The sequence below is a fragment of the Streptomyces sp. NPDC093260 genome, assembly GCF_040683715.1.
GTDB lineage: Bacteria > Actinomycetota > Actinomycetes > Streptomycetales > Streptomycetaceae > Streptomyces > Streptomyces sennicomposti.
Window position 1 is genome coordinate 28,019 of record NZ_JBFBEK010000013.1, and the last position, 20,993, is coordinate 49,011.

General features: G+C 75.2%; 14 protein-coding genes and 2 pseudogenes. 11 read left to right on the top strand and 5 right to left on the bottom strand.

Going from position 1 to position 20,993, the window contains the following annotated elements; all coding sequences use genetic code 11:
* Window positions 1–19: 19 nt before the first annotated feature.
* From AB0N63_RS18215 to AB0N63_RS18255, 9 genes and pseudogenes are all read left to right on the top strand, one after another.
* Window positions 20–1,828 (top strand): methylmalonyl-CoA mutase family protein, encoded by a 1,809-nt coding sequence (locus AB0N63_RS18215; protein ID WP_365530002.1) that lies wholly within the window; start codon window positions 20–22, stop codon window positions 1,826–1,828.
* Window positions 1,828–3,999: a methylmalonyl-CoA mutase gene (gene scpA, locus AB0N63_RS18220; protein WP_365530003.1), complete on the top strand. Its 2,172-nt coding sequence runs from the start codon at window positions 1,828–1,830 to the stop codon at window positions 3,997–3,999. The genes AB0N63_RS18215 and scpA overlap by 1 nt, the downstream gene beginning before the upstream one ends.
* Window positions 3,996–5,000: a methylmalonyl Co-A mutase-associated GTPase MeaB gene (gene meaB / locus AB0N63_RS18225; RefSeq protein WP_365530004.1), complete on the top strand. Its 1,005-nt coding sequence runs from the start codon at window positions 3,996–3,998 to the stop codon at window positions 4,998–5,000. The genes scpA and meaB overlap by 4 nt, the downstream gene beginning before the upstream one ends.
* A gap of 10 nt (window positions 5,001–5,010) precedes the next feature.
* A pseudogene (locus AB0N63_RS18230) lies at window positions 5,011–5,335 on the top strand (iron chelate uptake ABC transporter family permease subunit); the annotation flags it as partial.
* Window positions 5,336–5,650: 315 nt separating this feature from the next.
* The gene (locus AB0N63_RS18235) at window positions 5,651–7,135 is read left to right on the top strand and encodes an SDR family oxidoreductase (protein WP_365530163.1); all 1,485 of its coding nucleotides are present in this window, start codon (window positions 5,651–5,653) and stop codon (window positions 7,133–7,135) included.
* A 5-nt stretch (window positions 7,136–7,140) separates the two neighbouring features.
* A complete protein-coding gene (locus AB0N63_RS18240) occupies window positions 7,141–8,514 on the top strand; it encodes a deoxyribodipyrimidine photo-lyase (RefSeq protein WP_365530005.1) in 1,374 nt (457 codons plus the stop codon).
* A 255-nt stretch (window positions 8,515–8,769) separates the two neighbouring features.
* The gene (crtI, locus tag AB0N63_RS18245; RefSeq protein WP_365530006.1) at window positions 8,770–10,344 is read left to right on the top strand and encodes a phytoene desaturase family protein; all 1,575 of its coding nucleotides are present in this window, start codon (window positions 8,770–8,772) and stop codon (window positions 10,342–10,344) included.
* Window positions 10,331–11,320 (top strand): phytoene/squalene synthase family protein, encoded by a 990-nt coding sequence (locus tag AB0N63_RS18250; protein WP_365530007.1) that lies wholly within the window; start codon window positions 10,331–10,333, stop codon window positions 11,318–11,320. The genes crtI and AB0N63_RS18250 overlap by 14 nt, the downstream gene beginning before the upstream one ends.
* Window positions 11,317–12,330, top strand: a complete 1,014-nt coding sequence (locus tag AB0N63_RS18255; protein ID WP_365530008.1) for a DUF5914 domain-containing protein — start codon at window positions 11,317–11,319, stop codon at window positions 12,328–12,330. The genes AB0N63_RS18250 and AB0N63_RS18255 overlap by 4 nt, the downstream gene beginning before the upstream one ends.
* Window positions 12,331–12,414: 84 nt before the next feature.
* On the opposite strand, the gene AB0N63_RS18260 is transcribed toward AB0N63_RS18255, so the two are convergent.
* On the bottom strand, window positions 12,415–13,209 hold the full coding sequence (locus AB0N63_RS18260; RefSeq protein WP_365530009.1) for an alpha/beta fold hydrolase: 795 nt from the start codon (window positions 13,207–13,209) through the stop codon (window positions 12,415–12,417).
* Window positions 13,210–13,397: 188 nt separating this feature from the next.
* Between AB0N63_RS18260 and AB0N63_RS18265 the strand changes: the two genes are divergently transcribed.
* Window positions 13,398–13,790, top strand: a complete 393-nt coding sequence (locus AB0N63_RS18265; RefSeq protein WP_365530010.1) for a MerR family transcriptional regulator — start codon at window positions 13,398–13,400, stop codon at window positions 13,788–13,790.
* Here AB0N63_RS18265 and AB0N63_RS18270 read toward each other — a convergent pair.
* Genes AB0N63_RS18270 through AB0N63_RS18280 form a run of 3 tightly spaced genes read right to left on the bottom strand, consistent with a single transcriptional unit; the run spans window position 13,779 to window position 17,331 of the window.
* On the bottom strand, window positions 13,779–15,356 hold the full coding sequence (locus tag AB0N63_RS18270; RefSeq protein ID WP_365530011.1) for an FAD-dependent oxidoreductase: 1,578 nt from the start codon (window positions 15,354–15,356) through the stop codon (window positions 13,779–13,781). The two genes, AB0N63_RS18265 and AB0N63_RS18270, sit on opposite strands and share 12 nt — an antisense overlap.
* Complete coding sequence (locus tag AB0N63_RS18275; protein ID WP_365530012.1) at window positions 15,353–16,081, bottom strand: methyltransferase domain-containing protein; 729 nt, start codon at window positions 16,079–16,081, stop codon at window positions 15,353–15,355. The genes AB0N63_RS18270 and AB0N63_RS18275 overlap by 4 nt, the downstream gene beginning before the upstream one ends.
* Window positions 16,078–17,331 carry a lycopene cyclase family protein gene (locus tag AB0N63_RS18280; RefSeq protein WP_365530013.1) on the bottom strand — a complete coding sequence of 418 codons (1,254 nt, stop codon included), beginning with the start codon at window positions 17,329–17,331 and terminating at the stop codon, window positions 16,078–16,080. Before AB0N63_RS18280 ends, AB0N63_RS18275 begins: the two co-directional genes overlap by 4 nt.
* A 267-nt stretch (window positions 17,332–17,598) precedes the next feature.
* Between AB0N63_RS18280 and AB0N63_RS18285 the strand changes: the two are divergent.
* Window positions 17,599–17,874: pseudogene (locus tag AB0N63_RS18285) on the top strand (hypothetical protein); the annotation flags it as partial.
* 65 nt (window positions 17,875–17,939) lie between these two features.
* On the opposite strand, the gene AB0N63_RS18290 reads toward AB0N63_RS18285, so the two are convergent.
* Window positions 17,940–20,960, bottom strand: coding sequence for a glycoside hydrolase family 38 C-terminal domain-containing protein (locus AB0N63_RS18290; protein WP_365530014.1), 3,021 nt, complete (start codon window positions 20,958–20,960; stop codon window positions 17,940–17,942).
* Between the last annotated feature and the right edge of the window lie 33 nt (window positions 20,961–20,993).

Below are 20,993 nucleotides of genomic sequence, written 5' to 3' on the forward strand. Positions count from 1 at the left end.
CGTGGCCTAGCATCCGAGCATGACGGTCCTGCCTGACGACGGGCTCGAACTGGCCGCCGAGTTCCCTGACGTGACCCATGAGCAGTGGCAGCGCCTCGTGGCGGGTGTCCTGCGCAAAGCGGGCAAGGACGTCGAGGGCGACGCGGCCGAGGAAGCCCTGTCCACCCAACTGGAGGACGGGCTGCGCACCCGTCCCCTGTACACCGCGCGCGACACCGCGCCCGAACCGGGCCTGCCCGGCTTCGCGCCCTTCGTCCGGGGCGGCCGGGCCGAGGGCAACACCGTGGGCGGCTGGGACATCCGGCAACGGCACGCGGTGGCCGACCGCGACACCGTGCTCGCGGACCTGGAGAACGGCGTCACCTCTCTCTGGCTGGTCGCCGGAGAGGGCGGCATCCCGGTGCCGGAGCTCGGCACGGTCCTCGACGGCGTCTACCTCGATCTCGCGCCCGTCGTGCTCGACGCGGGCGCGGACGCCGAGCCGGCCGCGCGGGAGCTGCTGCGGCTGTACGAGGAGCGGGGCGTCGCGAAGGAGGCCGCGCGCGGCAACCTCGGCGCGGACCCGCTGGGCCACGAGGCCCGCACGGGGCGGCCGGGCGACCTCGCCCCGGCCGCCGAGCTGGCCCGGCTGTGCGCCGGGACGTACCCCGGGCTGCGGGCGCTGACCGTGGACGCGCTGCCGTACCACGAGGCCGGCGGTTCGGCCGCGCAGGAGCTGGGCGCCTCGCTGGCCACCGCGGTCGCGTATCTGCGCGAGCTGACGGAGGCCGGACTGAGCGTCGAACAGGCCTGCGCGCAGCTGGAGTTCCGGTACGCGGCGACCGCGGACCAGTTCCTGACGATCGCCAAGCTGCGGGCCGCGCGCCGGCTGTGGGCGAAGGTCGCCGAGGTGTGCGGCGCACCCCGCGCGGGGGCACAGGTCCAGCACGTGGTGACGTCGCCGGTGATGATGACGCGCCGCGACCCGTGGGTGAACATGCTGCGCACCACCGTGGCCACACTGGCCGCCGGGGCGGGCGGCGCCGACTCCGTGACCGTGCTGCCCTTCGACCACGCGCTCGGTCTGCCGGATGCGTTCGCGCGCCGTATCGCCCGCAACACCTCCACCATCCTCATCGAGGAGTCGCATCTGGCGCGGGTCATCGACCCGGCGGGCGGTTCCTGGTACGTGGAGCGGCTGACCGACGAACTGGCCCGGGCGGGCTGGGAGTTCTTCCGCTGGATCGAGCGGGCCGGCGGCCCGGCGGCCGCGCTGCGCTCGGGCGACCTGGAGCGGGAGCTGGCCGAGACCTGGCGGGCGCGCTCGGAGCGGCTGGCGAAGCGGCGCGAACCCATCACCGGCGTCAGCGAGTTCCCGCATCTGGCGGAGAAGCCCGTGGTGCGTGAGAGCGCGCCCGAGGCGCGGTCCGGCGGTCTGCCGCGGGTGCGCCGCGACGAGGCGTACGAGGCGCTGCGCGCCCGTTCGGACGCCCGTCTGGCCGCGACGGGCGCCCGGCCGCGGGTCTTCCTGGTCCCGATCGGCCCGGCCGCCGCGCACACGGCGCGCCTGACGTTCGCCGCCAACCTCTTCCAGGCGGGCGGCGTCGAGCCGGTGACCGGGGGCTCGTTCGAGGACAGCGGGGCGACCGAGGTGTGCCTGTGCTCCAGTGACGCGCTGTACGAGGAGCAGGCGGAGACCGTGGCCGCCGAGCTGCGGGCGGCCGGCGCCTCGCATGTGTTCCTCGCCGGCCGGCCCGGGCAGTACTCCGGTGTCGACTCCTACGTCTACGCGGGCTGCGACGCCGTGGCCGTGCTCTCCGCCACCCTCGACCGCATGGAGGTGTCCTGATGGGAATCCCCGACTTCACCGGGATCGAGCTGGGCAGCCCGGCCGTCGACGGCGACGCCGAGCAGTGGCGCACGGCCGTGCGGGCGGCGGCCGGCGACGGCGCGGACTGGGAGACCCCGGAGGGCATCCCGGTCAGGCCGCTGTACACCGGGCGGGACCTGGAGGGCCTGGACTTCCTGGACACCCGGCCGGGCATGGCGCCGTATCTGCGCGGCCCGTACCCGACGATGTACGTCAACCAGCCCTGGACGATCCGCCAGTACGCGGGTTTCTCCACGGCCGAGGAGTCCAACGCCTTCTACCGGCGCAATCTCGCGGCCGGGCAGAAGGGCCTGTCGGTCGCCTTCGACCTGCCCACCCACCGCGGCTACGACAGCGACCACCCGCGGGTGACCGGTGACGTCGGCATGGCGGGCGTGGCGATCGACTCGATCTACGACATGCGGCAGCTGTTCGACGGGATCCCGCTGGACCGGATGACGGTGTCGATGACGATGAACGGCGCCGTGCTTCCGGTGCTGGCGCTGTACATCGTGGCGGCGGAGGAGCAGGGCGTGCCGCCCGAGAAGCTGGCCGGAACCATTCAGAACGACATTCTGAAGGAGTTCATGGTCCGCAACACCTACATCTATCCGCCGAAGCCGTCGATGCGGATCATCTCCGACATCTTCGCCTTCACCTCGCAGCGGATGCCCCGCTACAACTCCATCTCCATCTCCGGGTACCACATCCAGGAGGCGGGGGCGACGGCCGATCTGGAGCTGGCGTACACGCTCGCGGACGGCGTGGAGTACATCCGGGCGGGCCGGGAGGCGGGGCTGGACGTGGACGCGTTCGCGCCCCGGCTGTCGTTCTTCTGGGCGATCGGCATGAACTTCTTCATGGAGGTCGCCAAGTTGCGGGCGGCGCGCCTGCTGTGGGCGAAGCTGGTCAGGCAGTTCGACCCGAAGAACTCCAAGTCGCTGTCCCTGCGCACACATTCGCAGACCTCCGGCTGGTCGCTGACCGCGCAGGACGTGTTCAACAACGTGACGCGCACCTGTGTGGAGGCGATGGCGGCGACCCAGGGGCACACCCAGTCGCTGCACACCAACGCCCTGGACGAGGCGCTGGCGCTGCCGACCGACTTCTCCGCGCGCATCGCCCGCAACACCCAGCTGCTGCTCCAGCAGGAGTCGGGCACCACCCGGGTCATCGACCCGTGGGGCGGCAGCGCGTACGTGGAGAAGCTGACGTACGACCTGGCCCGGCGGGCCTGGCAGCACATCCAGGAGGTGGAGGCCGCCGGCGGCATGGCGCAGGCCATCGACGCGGGCATCCCGAAGCTGCGCGTGGAGGAGGCGGCGGCCCGCACCCAGGCCCGGATCGACTCCGGCCGCCAGCCGGTGATCGGTGTCAACAAGTACCGGGTGGACAGCGACGAGCAGATCGAGGTCCTCAAGGTCGACAACTCCTCGGTGCGCGCCCAGCAGATCGAGAAGCTGCGGCGGCTGCGCGCGGAGCGGGACGAGGTGGCCTGCCGGGGCGCGCTGGACGCGCTGACCCGGGCCGCCGCCGGCGAGGGCAACCTGCTGGAGCTGGCGGTGGACGCGGCCCGTGCGAAGGCGACCGTGGGCGAGATCTCGGACGCCCTGGAGAAGGTGTACGGGCGGCACGCGGGCCAGATCCGTACGATCTCCGGGGTGTACCGCAACGAGACCGGACAGTCCCCGTCCGTGGACCGCACCCGCACGCTGGTGTCCGCCTTCGAGGAGGCCGAGGGGCGCCGCCCGCGCATCCTGGTCGCCAAGATGGGCCAGGACGGCCATGACCGCGGCCAGAAGGTGATCGCCACCGCCTTCGCCGACCTGGGCTTCGACGTGGACGTCGGCCCGCTGTTCCAGACCCCGGCGGAGGTGGCCCGCCAGGCCGTCGAGGCGGACGTGCACATCGTGGGCGTCTCCTCGCTGGCGGCCGGTCATCTCACCCTGGTGCCGGCGCTGCGCGAGGCGCTGGCCGAGGAGGGCCGGGAGGACATCATGGTCGTGGTCGGCGGAGTGATCCCGCCGCAGGACGTGCCGGAGCTGCTCCAGATGGGCGCCGCCGCCGTCTTCCCGCCCGGCACGGTCATCCCGGACGCGGCGTACGACCTGGTGCGCCGGCTGGCGGACGAGCTGGGGCACGACCTTTGAGGGCCGGGGCGGTCGATCTCGACGCGTACGTGAAGGGCGTCCTCGACGGGAAGCGTGCCGTCATCGCGCGCGCCATCACGCTCGTCGAGTCCACCCGCCCCCAGCACCGGGCGCTGGCGCAGGATTTGCTGACCGCGCTGCTGCCGCACGGCGGGCGGGCGCGGCGGATCGGGGTCAGCGGGGTGCCGGGGGTCGGCAAGTCGACGTTCATCGACGCGTTCGGCACGATGCTGACCTCGCTGGGGCACCGGGTGGCGGTGCTCGCCGTCGACCCGTCCTCCAGCCGGACCGGTGGGTCGATCCTGGGCGACAAGACCCGGATGGAGCGCCTGGCGGTGGATCCGGCGGCGTTCGTGCGGCCCTCGCCCACCGCGGGCACGCTCGGCGGGGTGGCCAAGGCGACGCGTGAGTCGATCGTGGTGATGGAGGCGGCCGGTTACGACGTGATCCTGGTGGAGACGGTCGGCGTCGGCCAGTCGGAGACCGCGGTCGCGAACATGGTCGACTCCTTCCTGCTGCTCACCCTGGCCCGCACCGGCGACCAGTTGCAGGGCATCAAGAAGGGCGTGCTGGAGCTGGCCGACGTGATCGCGGTGAACAAGGCGGACGGCCCGCACGAGCGGGACGCCCGCGCCGCGGCGCGTGAACTGGCGGGCGCGCTGCGCCTGATGCACGGCAAGGACGCCTTCTGGACGCCCCCCGTGCTCAGTTGCAGCGCGCGGGAGTCGGCGGGTCTGGACACCGTCTGGGAGCGGCTGGAGCAGCACCGCGCCCTGCTGGACTCCACCGGGCGGCTGGCCGCCAAGCGCCGTGACCAGCAGGTGGACTGGACCTGGGACATGGTGCGCGACGAGATCCTGGGCCGGCTGTACGCCGACCCGGCGGTCCGGTCGCTCGCACCGGTGCTCGAACAGCGGGTCAGGGAGGGTGAGTTGACGCCGACGCTGGCGGCCGAGCAGATCCTCGGCGCGCTCGGGAGCGGCGCGGACGGAGCGGCCTGAGGCGGGGGCCGAACTCGACCTGGTGTCGCTGGACGAGGGCACGCCCCGGCTGCCGGGGCTCGACACGGCGCGCGGACGGCTCGGCTTCCTCGCGCCGAGCGTCCTGCCCAGCGCCACCGCCGTGGCCGCCGCGGGCGCCATCGGCTTCGTCGGCCTGGTCGCCTCGCACGCCGCCCGGGCGCTGGTGGGGCGCCGGCATGTACGGGTCGTGCCGGTCGCGGTGCTGCTCGGCGCCGTGCTGGTGTGCGCGGCGGAACTGGTGGGCCGCACCGTGATCGCCGCCGGCCCAGCTCGGCGCCGGTCTGATGACCGCGGTGATCGGGACGTCGTACTTTCCCGCATCTGCTCGTCCAACAGCAGGGGTAGCCCCGGCCGGCCGGTGGTCCCGGCGGGGAGGTGGTCCCGGCCGGGCTCGGCGAGCGTCCCGGCCGGGAGAGGCGGTGGCCCGTTCGGGTGACGTCACGCGTCCGCCGGGCCGCCGCACCGTTGAGCGGGTACGTGGACAGTCCGCGCCGGGTGTCCGAGCACGGCGGGCGGCGGCGCGGCACACGGCATCGGACCGACCGGTTGGAGACTCGCTCGTGGACACGGACGGACAGCCGGACGCGGCCGGACAGGCGGACACCGAGGGGCGGCCGGACACGGAGTCCCTGCACTGCCTGGTCACCGGGGCGTCCGGGTACGTCGGGGGCCGCCTGGTGCCCGAGCTGCTGGCGGCCGGCCACCGGGTGCGGTGCCTTGCCCGCGCCCCCGGAAAGCTGCGCGACCAGCCGTGGGCGCACGACGTGGAGACCGTCGCCGCCGACGTCACCGACGCGGACTCCGTGGCCGGGGCCATGCGCGGGATCGACGTGGCGTACTACCTGGTGCACGCCCTCGGCACCGGCTCGACCTTCGAGGAGACCGACCGTCGCGCGGCCCGCGTCTTCGCCGAGCAGGCGCACGCCGCCGGGGTGCGGCGGATCGTGTACCTGGGCGGACTCACCCCGCACGGCGTGCCCGAGCGGGAGCTGTCCCCGCATCTGCGCTCCCGCGCCGAGGTCGGGCGGATCTTCCTGGACTCTCCCGTGCCTGCCACCGTGCTGCGGGCGGCGATCGTCATCGGCTCGGGATCGGCCTCGTTCGAGATGCTGCGCTACCTCACCGAACGGCTGCCGGTCATGGTCACCCCGAGCTGGGTGCACACCCGCATCCAGCCCATCGGCATCCGCGACGTGCTGCGCTACCTCGTCGGCTCCGCCGCCATGCCCGAGGACGTGAACCGCACCTTCGACATCGGCGGCCCGGACGTGCTCACCTACCGCGAGATGATGGCCCGCTACGCCGCCGTCGCCGGGCTGCCGCGCCGGCTCATCGTGCCGGTGCCGGTCCTCACGCCCGGACTGTCCAGCCACTGGGTGGGGCTCGTCACCCCGGTGCCCGCCTCCATCGCCCGGCCGCTGACCGAGTCGCTGCGTCACGAGGTGGTCTGCCGCGAGCACGAGATCGCCCGCTACGTCCCCGATCTGCCGGGCCGGCCGCTGCCGTTCGACGACGCGCTGGCCCTCGCGCTGCGCAAGGTGCGCGAGGCGCAGGTCGCCACCCGCTGGTCGTCCGCCGCCGTGCCCGGCGCGCCGAGCGATCCGCTGCCCACCGACCCCGACTGGGCCGGCGGCAGCCTCTACGAGGACGTACGCGAGGTCCCGGTCGACGCCTCCCGGGAGTCGCTGTGGAAAGTGATCGAGGGCATCGGCGGCGACCACGGCTGGTACTCCTTCCCGCTTGCCTGGGCGGTACGGGGCTGGCTGGACCGGTTCGTCGGCGGGGTCGGTCTGCGCCGCGGCCGGCGCGACGCGGAGCGGCTGCGGGTCGGCGACTCGCTGGACTTCTGGCGGGTGGAGGAGATCGAGCCCGGCCGGCTGCTGCGGCTGCGCGCCGAGATGCGGCTGCCCGGGCTGGCCTGGCTGGAGATGTTCGCCGAGACGGACGAGCGGGGCCGCACCCGCTACCGGCAGCGCGCCCTGTTCCACCCGCGCGGCCTGCTGGGGCACGCCTACTGGTGGTCGGTCGCGCCCTTCCACTCCGTGGTCTTCGGCGGCATGGCCCGCAACATCACCCAGGCGGCGGCCAAGGGCATGTCCGCCCACCGGAAGTGACCTCCATGACCGTCGCCGTCGTCCTGTTCACCTCGGATCTGCGGCTGCACGACCATCCGCCGCTGCGTGCGGCTCTGGCGGCGGCCGACGAGGTCGTCCCGCTGTTCGTCCGCGATCCAGGTGTCCACGCGGCCGGGTTCGACGTGCCCAACCGCGCCGCCTTCCTCGCCGACTGCCTGGCCGATCTGGACGCGGCGCTGCGCCGGCGGGGCGGCCGGCTGGTGGTGCGCGGCGGGCCGGTCGTCCGTGAGGTCGCGGCGGTGGCCGAGGAGTGCGGCGCCGCGCAGGTGCATCTGGCCGCGGGCGTCACCGGCTACGCCCAGCGGCGCGAACGGCGGTTGCGCGACCGCCTGGCGGGACGGGGCGTCGAGCTGCGGGTGCACGACGCCGTGATCACCGCTGTCGCCCCGGGCGTCCTGGCGCCGTCCGGCTCCGACCACTACGCGGTCTTCACCCCGTACTTCCGCCGCTGGTCCGGCGAGCGGCTGCGGGAGGTGTGCCCGGCGCCCCGGAGCGTACGGGTGCCGGAGGGGGTGCGCGGCGAGCCGGTGCCGGTCCGCGACGACCTGTCCGGCCTCTCCCCCGCGCTGCCCGCCGGCGGCGAGACGGCCGGGCGCGAGCTCCTGGCCGGGTGGCTGCGGGCGGGCGTGGCCGCGTACGGGGAGCGGCACGACGACCTCGGCGGTGACGGCACCTCCCGGCTCTCGCCCTATCTGCACTTCGGGGCGCTCTCACCCGTCGAGCTGGTCCGGCGGGCGCGGGAGCGGGGCGGTGAGGGGGCGGAGGCGTTCGTGCGGCAGCTGTGCTGGCGCGACTTCCACCACCAGGTGCTGGCGGCCCGCCCGCACGCGTCCGTACGGGACTACCGCACCCGCGACGACCACTGGCGCGGCCCGGACGAGGCGGCCGGGGACATCGCCGCCTGGCGGGAGGGCCGTACGGGCTACCCGCTCGTCGACGCGGCGATGCGCCAGCTGCGCCACGAGGGCTGGATGCACAACCGGGCGCGGCTGCTGGTGGCGAGCTTCCTGACCAAGACGCTGTACGTGGACTGGCGGATCGGCGCACGGCACTTCCTCGACCTGCTGGTGGACGGGGACGTCGTCAACAACCAGCTCAACTGGCAGTGGGCCGCCGGCACCGGCACCGACACCCGCCCCCACCGCGTCCTCAACCCGGTCGTCCAGGGCAAGCGCTACGACCCGGACGGCGCGTACGTACGCCGCTGGGTGCCCGAGCTGCGCGAGGTGGCCGCCCGGTTCGTGCACGAGCCGTGGCGCCTGCCGGAGGAGGAGCGGGCCGCCCTCGGCTACCCGCGTCCACTGGTGGACCTCGGGGAGGCTCTGGCGCGCTTCAAGCACGCCCGGGGACGCGACTGAGGGTGGCGCGGGCGCGCGGCGGGCCGCGGCCGAGGCGGCGTGGGGCTGTTCGGCCGACCGGGCGGTCGGCCGGTGGAGTGACGGGGTGGCCGGGGAGTGCCCCCGCGGGGCCCCGCGGGGCAGGGATCAGCGCAGCCGCGCGGCGACCGCGCGGCCCACGCCCCGGTGTGCGGGGATCGAGAGCGGGTGAGCGTTGTCCGTGCTGCGAGCGCGGCCCCCGGTGGCCGCACCGACCGGCCGTGCCGGGGAGACCGGGTGAGAACGGTGCCCGGGGCGACCGGGCATGTCGTCGTCGTGGGCGCCGGTCTGTCCGGTCTCTCCTGCGCCCTGCACCTGCTCGGCGCGGGCCGGCGGGTGACCGTCGTCGAGCGCGACGCCGGTCCGGGCGGCCGGGCCGGGCGGGTGCGGCTCGGCGGCTACGAGCTGGACACCGGACCGACCGTGCTGACCATGCCGCACCTGGCCGACGAGGCCTTCGCCGCCGTCGGCGACCGCCTCGACCGCCATGTCTCCCTCACCCCCCTGCACCCGGCCTACCGGGCCGCCTTCGCCGACGGCTCCGCGCTCGACGTGCACACGGACGCCGGGGCGATGGAGGCGGAGGTGCGCCGCTTCGCCGGTCCCGCCGAAGCGGCCGGCTACCGTGCCCTGCGCGACTGGCTGACCCGGCTGTACCGGGCGCAGATGGGGCGCTTCATCGACGCCAACTTCGACTCCCCCCTCCAGCTCCTCACCCCCGACCTGGCGCGCCTCGCGGCACTGGGCGGATTCGGCCGGCTGGACCGGCGCGTGGGCCGCTTCCTGCGCGATGCCCGGCTGCGCCGGGTCTTCACCTTCCAGTCCCTGTACGCCGGAGTCGCGCCCGCCCGGGCGCTCGCGGCGTACGCGGTGATCGCCTACATGGACACCGTGGCCGGGGTCTGGTTCCCCGAGGGCGGCATGCACGCGCTGCCCCGCGGCATGGCGGCCGCCGCGGCCGGCGCGGGCGCGGACCTGCGCTGGTCGGCCGAGGTGAGCGGCCTGGAGTGCGCGGCCGGGCGGGTGCGGGCCGTACGGCTGGCGTCGGGCGAGCGGATCGCCTGCGACGCCGTGGTGCTGAGCTGTGAACTGGCCGCCGCGCACCGGCTGCTGGGCCGCGCCCCGCGCCGCCCGGTGCGGCTGCGGCACGCGCCGTCCGCGGTGGTCCTGCACGCGGGCTGCGACCGCACCTGGCCGGGCCTGGCCCATCACACCCTGTCCTTCGGCGCGGCCTGGGACCGCACCTTCGACGAACTCACCCGCACGGGACGGCTGATGAGCGACCCGTCGCTGCTGATCACCCGCCCGACGACGCACGATCCGGCGCTCGCGCCCCCGGGCGGCCACCTCCACTACGTCCTCGCGCCCTGCCCGAACACCGACATCGGCCCCGACGCCGCCGCCTGGCGGGACCTCGGCCCGCGCTACCGCGACAGCCTGGTCGCCGAGCTGGCGCGCCGGGGCCTGACCGGATTCGCGGCGAGCGTACGCGAGGAGCTGCTCGTGACGCCGCTGGACTGGACGGCACAGGGGCATGCGGCGGGCACCCCCTTCTCGGTCGCGCACACCTTCGCCCAGACCGGCCCGTTCCGGCCGCGCAACCTGGTGCGCGGGCTGGAGAACGCCGTCCTGGCCGGCTGCGGCACCACCCCGGGGGTCGGCGTGCCGACGGTGCTCCTCAGCGGCAAGCTCGCCGCCGCCCGCATCACCGGCGCGGCCCGCCCCCGGCGCGTCCGTCACCACCCCGTGCCGCAGCGCCCCGTGCGGACCACGGCCGTACCGACCCCGGAGGCCGCCCATGACCCGGCGTGAACTGGACGCGGCCGGGATCACCGATCCCGCGCTGCGCGCCGACTACGCCCGCTGCCGCCGGCTCAACGCCCGCCACGGCCGCACCTACTTCCTGGCCACCCGGCTGCTGCCGGTCGAACGCCGTTCGGCCGTGCACGCGCTGTACGGCTTCGCACGCTGGGCCGACGACATCGTGGACGACCTCCAGCGCGGCCGTCCGCCCGCCGAACGCGACCGCCTGCTGCGCACGCTGGAAGGCGACCTCACCCACGCGCTGCGCACCGGCGGCGGGTCCGAACCCGTGGTCCGCGCGGTCGCCGACACCGCCGCTCGCTACGGCATCGACCACACGCTGTTCGCCGACTTCCTGGCCTCCATGCGCGCCGACCTTGACGTCACGGACTATCCGACCTACGCCGACCTGCGGGCGTACATGCACGGCTCGGCGGCGGTGATCGGCCTCCAGATGCTGCCGGTGCTCGGCACGGTCGTGCCCCGTGCCGAGGCGGCTCCGCACGCCGCCGCGCTCGGCGTGGCCTTCCAGCTGACCAACTTCCTGCGGGACGTGGGCGAGGACCTGGACCGGGGCCGCGTCTACCTGCCCGCCGATCTGCTCGCCGCGCACGGCGTGGACCGCCCGTTGCTGGAGTGGAGCCGCCGTACCGGACTGGGGGATGCGCGCATCCAGGCGGCGCTGATCGCCGCCGAGGCGCTGACGCGGGAGGTGTACCGGGAGGCGGAGCCCGGCATCGCGATGCTCGACCCCCGGGTGCGGCCCTGCATCCGCGCGGCGTTCACGCTCTACGGCGGCATCCTCGACGCCATCGCCGAGCAGCAGTACACGGTGCTGCACCGGCGGGCGGCGGTCTCCCGCACTCGCCGTGCGGCGGTGGCCGCGGCCGGGGTCGTCCAGATCGCGGGAGCGCGGTGGCGCACCCGTGGCGTGCGCGCGGCACCGGACGCCGTGGTGCCGGAGTACAAGGGGGCCGCACCGTGAACGGATGTGCGCGACGTCCCGGTTGGCGGCCGCCGCTGCGTCGGCGGCGGGGCGGCCGGCCGGACTGGGCCACCCAGCCGTCGACGTGGCGTGCGGCTCGCCCTGCGCTGATCGCCGACGCGCTGAAGCGGGCGGCGGCCCGCCCGTCCGGCAACTGGTTCGTCGTCGGCGCCTCCCGCGAAGTGCGAGCCGGGGGGCCGCCGTTCGGCAGGACCGTCGGCGGCGTCGAGGTCGTGCTGTGGCGCTCGGCGGCCGGCGAGCTGCACGCGGGTCCGGGTATCTGCCCGCACCTCGGGGCGCCGCTGCGGGAGAGCCGGGTGGTGTGCGGCACGTTGGTGTGCCACTGGCACGGACTCGCCCTGGACGGCCAGCCGTTCGCCGGCTGGGAGCCGTATCCGGCGTACGACGACGGGGTGCTGGTGTGGGTGCGGCTGGACGCGGTGGGCGGCGAGGAGCCGACCCGGCGGCCCGCGGTGCCGGAGAGGCCGGCGGCCGGCGGCGCGCTGGACGCCGTGTGCACGGCGGAGGGGCGGTGCGAGCCGCAGGACGTGGTCGCCAACCGGCTCGACCCGTGGCACGGGGCGTGGTTCCACCCGTACTCGTTCGTGGACCTGACGGTGGTCCGGGCGCCCCGGGGCGAGGACGACGACGCCTTCGTCGTGGACGTCTCCTTCCGGGTGACCGGGCGGTGCGTGGTGCCCGTCCGGACGGAGTTCACGGCGCCCGGTCCACGCACGGTCGTGATGCGGATCGTCGAGGGCGAGGGAGCCGGGTCCGTGGTGGAGACGCATGCCACGCCACTGACCGGCGGGGCGGACGAGCGGCCCCGGACCGCCGTGATCGAGGCGGTGGTCGCCGCCTCGGACCGCCCCGGTTTCGCCCTGGCCCGCGCCGCGGCCCCCGCCCTGCGCCCCCTGGTCCGCCGCACGGCGGCCCGCCTGTGGCGCGACGACCTGGCCTACGCGGAACGGCGCTGGGAGCTGCGGGCCTCGGGGCGCTTCCCGGGGTGAGAGGCTTCCCGGCGGGGTGAAGTCGCTCGCGGTCACCGCCGCTTGCGAAGCCGCCCCGCGGCGTCGCCCCGCCGAAAGTCGCCCTCAGGCGTCGTTGTCGCGCAGGAAGTCGCGGATGAGGGCGCCCCACTCCTCGGGCCGTTCCACGAACGGCAGGTGCCCGGAGACGATCTCGGCGCGGCGCGCCCCGGGTATGCCGTCGCTGAGCTGCCGGTGGTGGTACGGGGTGACGAGCTGGTCGAGCGTGGTGGAGACGACGAGGGTCGGCACCGTGATCGCGGCGAGGTCGTCCCGTACGTCGACGCCGTCGAGGATCAGGTCGACGTGGTCGGACGTGCCCGGCGGAACGGTGGCCGCGCTGGTCTTGAGGGCCGTGTCGAGCGCGTCCTGGCCGAGCGCGTCCAGGGCGGGGGCGCTGAAGGCGACCAGGGCGAGGAAGCCGGCCAGGGCCTCCGGGTCGTCCGCGTCGAGCAGGTCGCGCCACATCCGGGCGGCCAGCAGGAACCGCGGGTTGGGGTGGGCGAAGCCCGCGGTGAGGACCAGGGCGGTGACGCGCTCGGGGTGCCGGGTGGCGGCGCGGACGGCGACCGCGGCGCCCAGCGAGTACCCGGCGACGGCGAAGGTCCCGACGCCTTCCTCCACGGCGGTGGCGACCAGTGCGTCGGCCAGGCCGTCCAGGGTGAGCGGGGCGTCGGCGCGCGGGGTGCGGCCGCTGCCGGGGTAGTCGGGCCCGACGACGGTGTGGTGCGCGGCCAGGGCGTCCATGACGGGGCCGTAGTTGGCGTCGATGCCGCCGCCGGCGCCGTGGGCGAGCAGCAGGCCGGGGCCGGTGCCGCGGACGGTGCGGCCGAGGCTGGAGCCGGGCAGGGCAGGGGACATGGTTCGGGTCTCCTTCGGGTTCGCCGCGCCTGCCGCGGGGACACGGTGCGGGCACACGCAGATCACGGGACCGTCGGCAACCGGCGGTTGACGTGCCGTCAGGCAGTGGAGGCGGCTGCCGGTGGTCATGTCCGGAACGCTAAAGTCTCACACCGGTGTGAGAGTCAACGGGGTGAGGGGCAGATCACATGCGCATCGGGGAGATGGTCCGCCGGACCGGGGTCGGCGAGCGGCTGCTGCGCTACTACGAGGAGCAGGGCCTGCTGTCGCCGGCCCGTCTGCCGAGCGGTTACCGCGTCTACGGCGACGCGGACGTGGACACCGTCCGGCGCATCCGGATCCTGCTCGCGGCCGGGCTGCCGACCGCCACCATCGCGCAGGTCCTGCCCTGCGTCCGCGACGACGGCCCGATCCTCGCGCCCGTCTGCCCCGACCTGGTGGCGACCCTGCGCCGCGAACGCGAGCGCATCGCCCGCGCCATCGAGGACCTGCGGTCCTCCCAGGGCCTGCTCGACGCGGTCATCGCCGCCGGCCCGCAGGACACCGCCCCGGCGGTGCCCCCGCCGGCGTCACCGCACTGACCCCGCCCCCGGCCGGCGGGCCGCCGCGCTCAGGGCGCGCAGGACCGGGGAGCGCCCGGCGCGGGGGACGGTCCACAGCACCTGGCCGCGGACCCCCCAGGCGGCCAGGAGCAGGCCGGCCGCCAGGAAACCGGTGGTGGCGGCGCGTTCCATCAGGGCCACGGGCAGGTCGCAGCGGATCGCGTCGCCGGCGAGCGTCACCCGGGGGTGCGGGGTGGCCACGGTGGGCCGCCGGGTGTGGCCGCCGACCGGGAACAGGGGGCAGTCGGCGTGCCAGGCGTGCCGGGCGTCCACGATCCGCGCCTGCAGGGTCTCGGGGTAGACGCGGTGCAGGGCGCGGAGGAGGCGGTCCTGGGTCCCCCGCCGGTCGGCCGGGCCGGTGACGGCGTAGGCGTGCAGTTCCACCACCGAGCCGCCGGTGCGGGCGGACCAGCGGGCGGCCTCGCCCTCGTAGCGGTCGAGGACGCTGACGTTGTCGAGGCCGTCGTAGCCGCTGGTGCCGAGGAAGCCTGGCCGGTCGGCGCGGACCGGCCGGTCGAGCCAGAGCCGGGAGACGAGGAAGGGCGGGGCGGTGCGCAGGGCGGCGATCCCGGCGCGCCAGGCGGGTGTGCCGAGCCCGGGCGAGTCGGCGACGAGGGCGCGCAGCGCCCCGGGGTCGAGAGCGAGGACCGCCGCGTCGTGGCGGTGGGCCGCGGCGTCGGTCCGTACCGTCACGCCGCCGCCGTCGGTCTCGGGGTGGACGGCGCGTACGGGGGTGCCGGTGCGCACGTCGGCGCCCAGACGGCGGAGGTAGGCGCCGAGGGGTTCCCACAGCGCCTGCGGGAACGGCTCGTCGGGCACGTCGAAGAGGAGGCCTTCGGCGGAGCCGAGGAAGTAGATGTGGAACATCAGGACGAGTTCGGCGGCCGAGAGTTCGCGCGGGTCGGCGAAGAAGCTGCGGGAGAACACCTCGAACGCCAGGTGGTGCGCGGCCTCGGGGAAGCGGACGCCCTCCAGGAAGCGGGTGGCGCTGACCGTGTCGAAGCGTTCGTAGACCTCGGGGACGCGGACGTCGAGGAGCGGGAGCGCGGCCCGCGCGTCCATCGCGGCGAGGTCGCGCCAGCCGAAGGTGGGGCTGAGGGCGACGAAGCCGAGGGCGCTGAGGGGCGGCGTGCGCGGGACGCGCGCGAAGCTGTCGGTGAGGCCGCCGCTGTGCCGCAGCGGGTAGTCGGGCAGGGGGCGCAGCCGGTGCAGGCCCGGGTCGGTACGGCGCAGCAGGCCGCGCAGGTTGTAGTACTGGCGGAAGAAGGCGTGGAAGCCGCGGGTCATCGTGGCCGGGGAGCCGTCGGCGAGGCGGGTGCGCGCGCCGGACAGCCGGCCGCCGAGTGCGTCGTGCCGCTCGTAGAGGGTGACGCGGGCGCCGCGTTCGGCGAGCAGCGTGGCGGCGGCGAGGCCCGCGATGCCGCCGCCGGCGACGGCGACGCTCGGCGCGTCGGTGCGGGCGAACCGGTCCCGGCCGGGCGCCGGGTACAGGATCTCGGCCTTGCGGTCGCGGCCCCGCCGGACCGTGCGGCGCGGGGCGCTCACCGGGCGTCCCGCGGCGTCACCGCGGCCCCGCGGGCGAGGAAGGTGTGCACGATCCCGGTCTGCCACCCGGCGACCGGGACGGTGCGTACGCCGGTGAAGCCCGCGTCCGTCAGCCGGGCGGCGAACTCGGGGGCGGTGTCGAAGGCGAGGACGCTGCGCCACAGGTGGCGGTAGAGGGCGCGGTCGCCGCTGAGCGTGCCCGCCGGGATGATCACGCCGTGGCACACGGCCGTCCACAGGGCGCGGTGGGCGGCCGAGCCGCTGAGGCTGTACTCGTGGACGGCGAGCCGTCCACCCGGCCGCAACAGGGCCCGCACGGTGGCGAGGACGCCGTCGGGGTCGGTGACGTTGCGGAACAGATAGGCGGCGAACACCGCGTCGTACCGCCCTTCTTCGGCGGTGCTCACCTCCTCGGCGGTCAGGTGCCGGAAGCGCACCCGGTCCGGCCAGGTCTTGCTGAGGGCGCGCCGCAGCATGCCCGCCGAGGCGTCCACCGCGGTGATCCGGGCGTACGGCGCCGCCCGCAGCAGGGCGCGGGTGGAGGCGCCGGTGCCGCAGCCGAGATCGAGGACGCGCAGCCCGGCGCCGCCGTCGGGCAGCCGCAGCCGGCGGGCGGAGCGGGCGAGGTCGGCGCGGTAGCCGGGGTTGAGGGCGGTGAGGAGGTCGTAGCTGTGGGACGCGTGGTCGAAGGCCCGTGCCAGGTCGTGGTCGCGCAGCAGGGTCATCGGCGGCTCTCTTCGGCTCGGGGCGCAAGGTGGCGGCGGGGCAGGAAGGGCAGTTCGAGGGCGGTGCGGAGCATGGGGCCCACGGGGCAGCGCAGTCCGACGCACCATTCCTCCCGAGGAGTGCTGACGCCGTCGAGGAAGCGCAGCAGCCGGTGCGGCGGGACGTTCCGGAAGAGGTCCGTGAAGAAGGCGGGCCCGTCGACGCGCCCGGTGTCCAGGGCCCGCAGCAGCACGGCGTCCATGGCGAGGGTGCGCCGCCGGTACGGCCGGGGTGCGGTGGGAGTGCCTCGGGCGCGTCGTCCCTCGTGGAGGGCGGCGGCGATGGCGCGGCTCTGCCGCTGGACGGCGGCGAAGGTGTAGCCGGTCGCGGGGCGGGTGGCGCCGCCGGCGGTGCCGATGAGGACCGCCGGTCCGTGCCGGCGGGGGAAGCGGGCGTCGGTCATCGGGATGACTCCCTGCTCCGCCGCCTCGACGCTGAAGGCGCCGAGGCCGAGGACGCGGCGAGTGTAGTGGGCCAGCGCGGCGTCGTAGGCGGGGGTGGTGAGGGGCGTACGGGAGAACTCGGTGTACTCCACGAGCGCCCGGCCGGGGGTGAGCGGCAGGACGTAGCCGAAGGCGAGGCCGTGGCGGGGCTGGGGCACTCGGAAGTCCATGAGATCGGCGACGTCCGGGTCGAACCGGTCGGTGTCCGTACGGACGAACCAGCCGCGGAAGTGCTGGAGCAACAGCGTCCGGGCGGGCGGGAGGCCGGGCAGGGGCCGGGAGTCGAAGAGGTGACGGGCGCGCAGGGTGATCCGCCGGCCGTCGGCCGCGGTACAGTCCACTTCCGCGCCGTGGGCGGTGGCCCGCACCGCGTCGGCGGTCGCGCGCAGGACCCGCCCGCCGGGCGTGCGGGCGAGCCGGCCGTGCACGTGCCGCTCCAGCGCGGAGGACCGGATCATGCGGTACGTGAAGGGTGCGGGCCGGACGACGACGGCGCCGCCGTCGGCGCCGTGCACCCGCAGCCGCCCCCAGGAGGCACGCACCACCTCGTCCAGCTCCCCGCCGTCCCGGTCCCAGTAGCACCAGGTCCGCTCCCCCGGCCGTCCCGGCCCGTCCGGGGCCTCCACGAGCGTCACGCGCCCCGCCCCGCCGGCCACCAGCCGGTGCACGAGTGACAGCCCGGCGGCCCCGCCCCCGAGAACGAGGACATCCGACGTGCCGGCACCGGCGACGACACGCGCCGGATCGGGCGCGGCGAAGACGTCCACGTCATCACTCCGGGGCGCGGGGGCGGTCAGGGGTTCCCTCTTACCGCGCCGCCACGTCCGCCCGGGGCCGCCAGGGGCGCGGCGGGGCCGCTGCCACCCGTCCGGAGCACGCCCGTGGACAGCGGCATCCGTGGACGGCGGCGGCTCGGCGGGCGGCGGTCGCCCCGCCCGGCGCGTACGTGCCGTGGCCTCGGCGAACCGTTCGGCGGCGGGAGCCGGACAGGCGCTCCCGGGCACCGACGTACCGCATGGGGACGCGCGCGGGCGCTGGAGACGGCCGCCCTCCGCCGCTGCCGGCTGCCGCAGTGCGCCGATGTGCCGCGCACCGAGGTGCACTTCACGGAGTCGGCGGACGCGATCGTGCCGCTGGGGGCCAAGTCGGTGAGCGAGAGCGCGTTCGACCCGGTCGCGCCCGCCTTCGCCACCGCGCTGCGGGACGCGGCCGGCGTCCGCTTCACCGCACCCCCGCTGACGCTTGACCGGGTGTGGCCGACGCTGCGCGAGGCGGGCGGGGCGGACCGGCGTAGGGCCGAAGCGGTGTGACGGGCACGCGCCCGGTCCGCCGCTTCCGTCGCGTACGGTCCCGGGCGCGCCCCCGTCTACGTCCCTCAGGCGCGCCGGAACCGCAGCGTCACCAGTTCGAAAGGCCTCAGGCGCACGGCGATCCGCTCGCCGTCCCGCTCGGGCGCGGCGCACTCGTCGAGCGGCCGTTCCAGCAGGTCCGTCGCCGTCACCCCGGCGAACGCGAAGCCGGCCGTCAGCGTGGCCCGGGCCCGGCCGCCGTGCGCCTCGTGGAAGCGGACGACCACGTCGCCGCTGCCGTCGTCGGCGAGTTTGACCGCCGTGACGACCACCGCCGGGTCGTCCACCGTCACCAGCGGGGCGACCTCGCCGGACCCGGTGAGGCGCCGCTCGGACACGTTGATCCGCCAGCCCTCGCGGACCGCGTCGGCGATGTCCGCGCCCGGCACCAGGGCGTGCCGGAAGCGGTGGACGCCCTGGTCGGTCTCGGGGTCGGGGAAACGCGGGGCGCGCAGCAGCGAGACCCGGACCGTGGTGGTGGTGCCCCGGTCGCCGTCGGCGCGGACGGTGCGGGTCACATCGTGGCCGTACGTCGAGTCGTTGACGATCGCGACGCCCCAGCCGGGCTCGGCGACGTGGACGAAGCGGTGGTTGCAGGCCTCGAACTTGGCCGCCTCCCATGAGGTGTTGGTGTGGGTGGGCCGGTGGAAGTGCCCGAACTGGGTTTCGGACGCGTACCGTTCGGCGTGCACGTCCAGCGGGAAGGCCAGTTTGAGGAACTTCTCCGTCTCGTGCCAGTCGACCTCGGTGTCCAGCACCAGCCGCCGCTCCCCCGCCGCAAGGGACAGCACCTGGGTGACGCGGGAGGCCCCGAAGGACCGGACGATCCGCACCGAGGCGCCGTCCTCGCCGGGGGTGACCGAGTCGGCGTCGGTGAGGTCGGTGACCGTGTTGCGGTAGAACTCGTCCACGTCCCAGGCGTCCCACATGTTCGGGAAGTCGGGGTGCAACTGGAGCAGGTTCGCGGCCCGGCCCGGGGCGATCGTCTCCCGGTCGGCCTCCAGGTCGTAGGCGGAGACGACCAGGCCCCGGGCGTCGACGGTGATCCGCAGCAGGCCGTTGTCCAGGACGTGTCCGCCGTCCTCGCCCGGGGTCAGACGGGTGCCGCCCGCGGCGGCCGGGGTGGACGCGCCGCCCGCGGGCACGCCGGCGCGGGTGTGCGGGGCCGCGTTGAAGAGGAGTTCCGTCGCGCCCTCGCCGGCCAGCGCGCGCTGCGCGGCCTCGATGATCGCGCCCAGTTCGGCGGCGATCCGGTCGTAGGTGGCGCGGGCCTCGCGGTGCACCCAGGCGATGGACGAGCCGGGCAGGATGTCGTGGAACTGGTGCAGCAGCACCGTCTTCCAGATCCGGTCCAACTCCTCGTAGGGGTAGGGGACTTCGGTGCGGACGGCGGCGGTGGCCGCCCACAGCTCGGCCTCGCGGAGCAGGTGCTCGCTGCGCCGGTTGCCCTGCTTGGTCCTCGCCTGGCTGGTGAGGGTGGCGCGGTGCAGTTCGAGGTACAGCTCACCGACCCAGACGGGCGGTTCCGGGTACTCGGCCTCGGCCTTGTCGAAGAAGGCGGCCGGGGTCTCCCACACCACCCGCGCCGAGCCCTCCAGGTCGCGCAGCCGCGCCGCCTTGGCGACCATCTCCCGGGTCGTGCCGCCACCGCCGTCGCCCCAGCCGGTGGGCGCGAGCGAGTGACTGGCGACGCCCTTGTCCTTGAAGTTGCGGGCGGCGTGGGCGATCTCGCTGCCCTTCATCGAGCAGTTGTAGGTGTCGACGGGCGGGAAGTGGGTGAAGATCCGGGTGCCGTCGATGCCCTCCCACTGGAAGGTGTGGTGCGGGAACCGGTTCGTCTGCGACCAGGAGATCTTCTGCGTCAGCAGCCGGGTGGAGCCGGCCGCCTTGATGATCTGCGGGAGTCCGGCGGCGAAGCCGAAGGTGTCGGGCAGCCAGGCCTCGTCGTTCTCGATGCCGAACTCGTCGAGGAAGAACCGCTTGCCGTGCACGAACTGCCGGGCCATCGCCTCCGAGCCGGGCATGTTGGTGTCGGACTCCACCCACATGCCGCCGGCCGGGACGAACCGCCCGTCCGCGACCGCCTTCTTGACCCGCGCCCACACCTCGGGCCGGTGCTCCTTGATCCACGCCCACTGCTGCGCCTGGGACATGGCGAAGACGAAGTCGGGCTCGTCCTCCAGCAGCGCGGTCATGTTGGACGTCGTGCGGGCCACCTTGCGGACGGTCTCGCGCAGCGGCCACAGCCAGGCGGAGTCGATGTGCGCGTGCCCGACGGCGCTGATCCGGTGCGCGGAGGGCACGGCGGGCGCGGCGAGGACGCCGGTGAGCCGTGCGCGGGCGCGTTCGGCGGTGCCGTTCACGTCCTGGAGGTCGATGGCGTCCAGCGCGCGTTCCACCGCGCGCAGGATCTCGTGCCGGCGCTGGGAGTCCACCGGCAGCTCGGCCATCAGCTCGCCGAGGACCTCCAGGTCGATCACGAGCTGCCACACGGTCTCGTCGAAGACGGCGAGGTCCATGCGGGTGAGCGTGTACTGCGGGTCGCTGCCGGCGGTCTCCTTGTCGCCGAGCCGCGTCGGCAGGAAGGGGTGGTAGTCGAGGATCACCGGGTTGGAGGCGGCCTCGATGTGCAGGCGCACCTCCTCGCCGCCCGCGACCGGCGCGCCGATCCTGACCCACTGGTTGCGCGGGTTGAGGCCCTTCACGGGGGTGCCGTCGGGCCGGTAGACCAGGCCCTCGCACTGGAAGCCGGGCATGTTCTCGTCGAAGCCGAGGTCGAGCAGCGCCTCGACGGTCCTCCCGGCCCACGCCTCGGGGACGGTCCCGGTGACCCGGAACCAGCTGGTGCCCCACGGGGCGCCCCAGCGGGTGCCCACCTCGATCGGCGCGGGCTCGGCGGCCAGTCCCTCGGCGACCGGCACGGGCTCGCCGGGCGCGTGCCACACGGCCACGTCCAGCGGGACGGACTCGGGGTACACGGCGGGGCGGACGCGCTCGTCCAGGACGCGCTTGAGGCGGGCTTCGACCAGGCTGCGGTCGTCATGCATGGGGGATGCTCCGTAGGTCGTACGTCAGCGGGC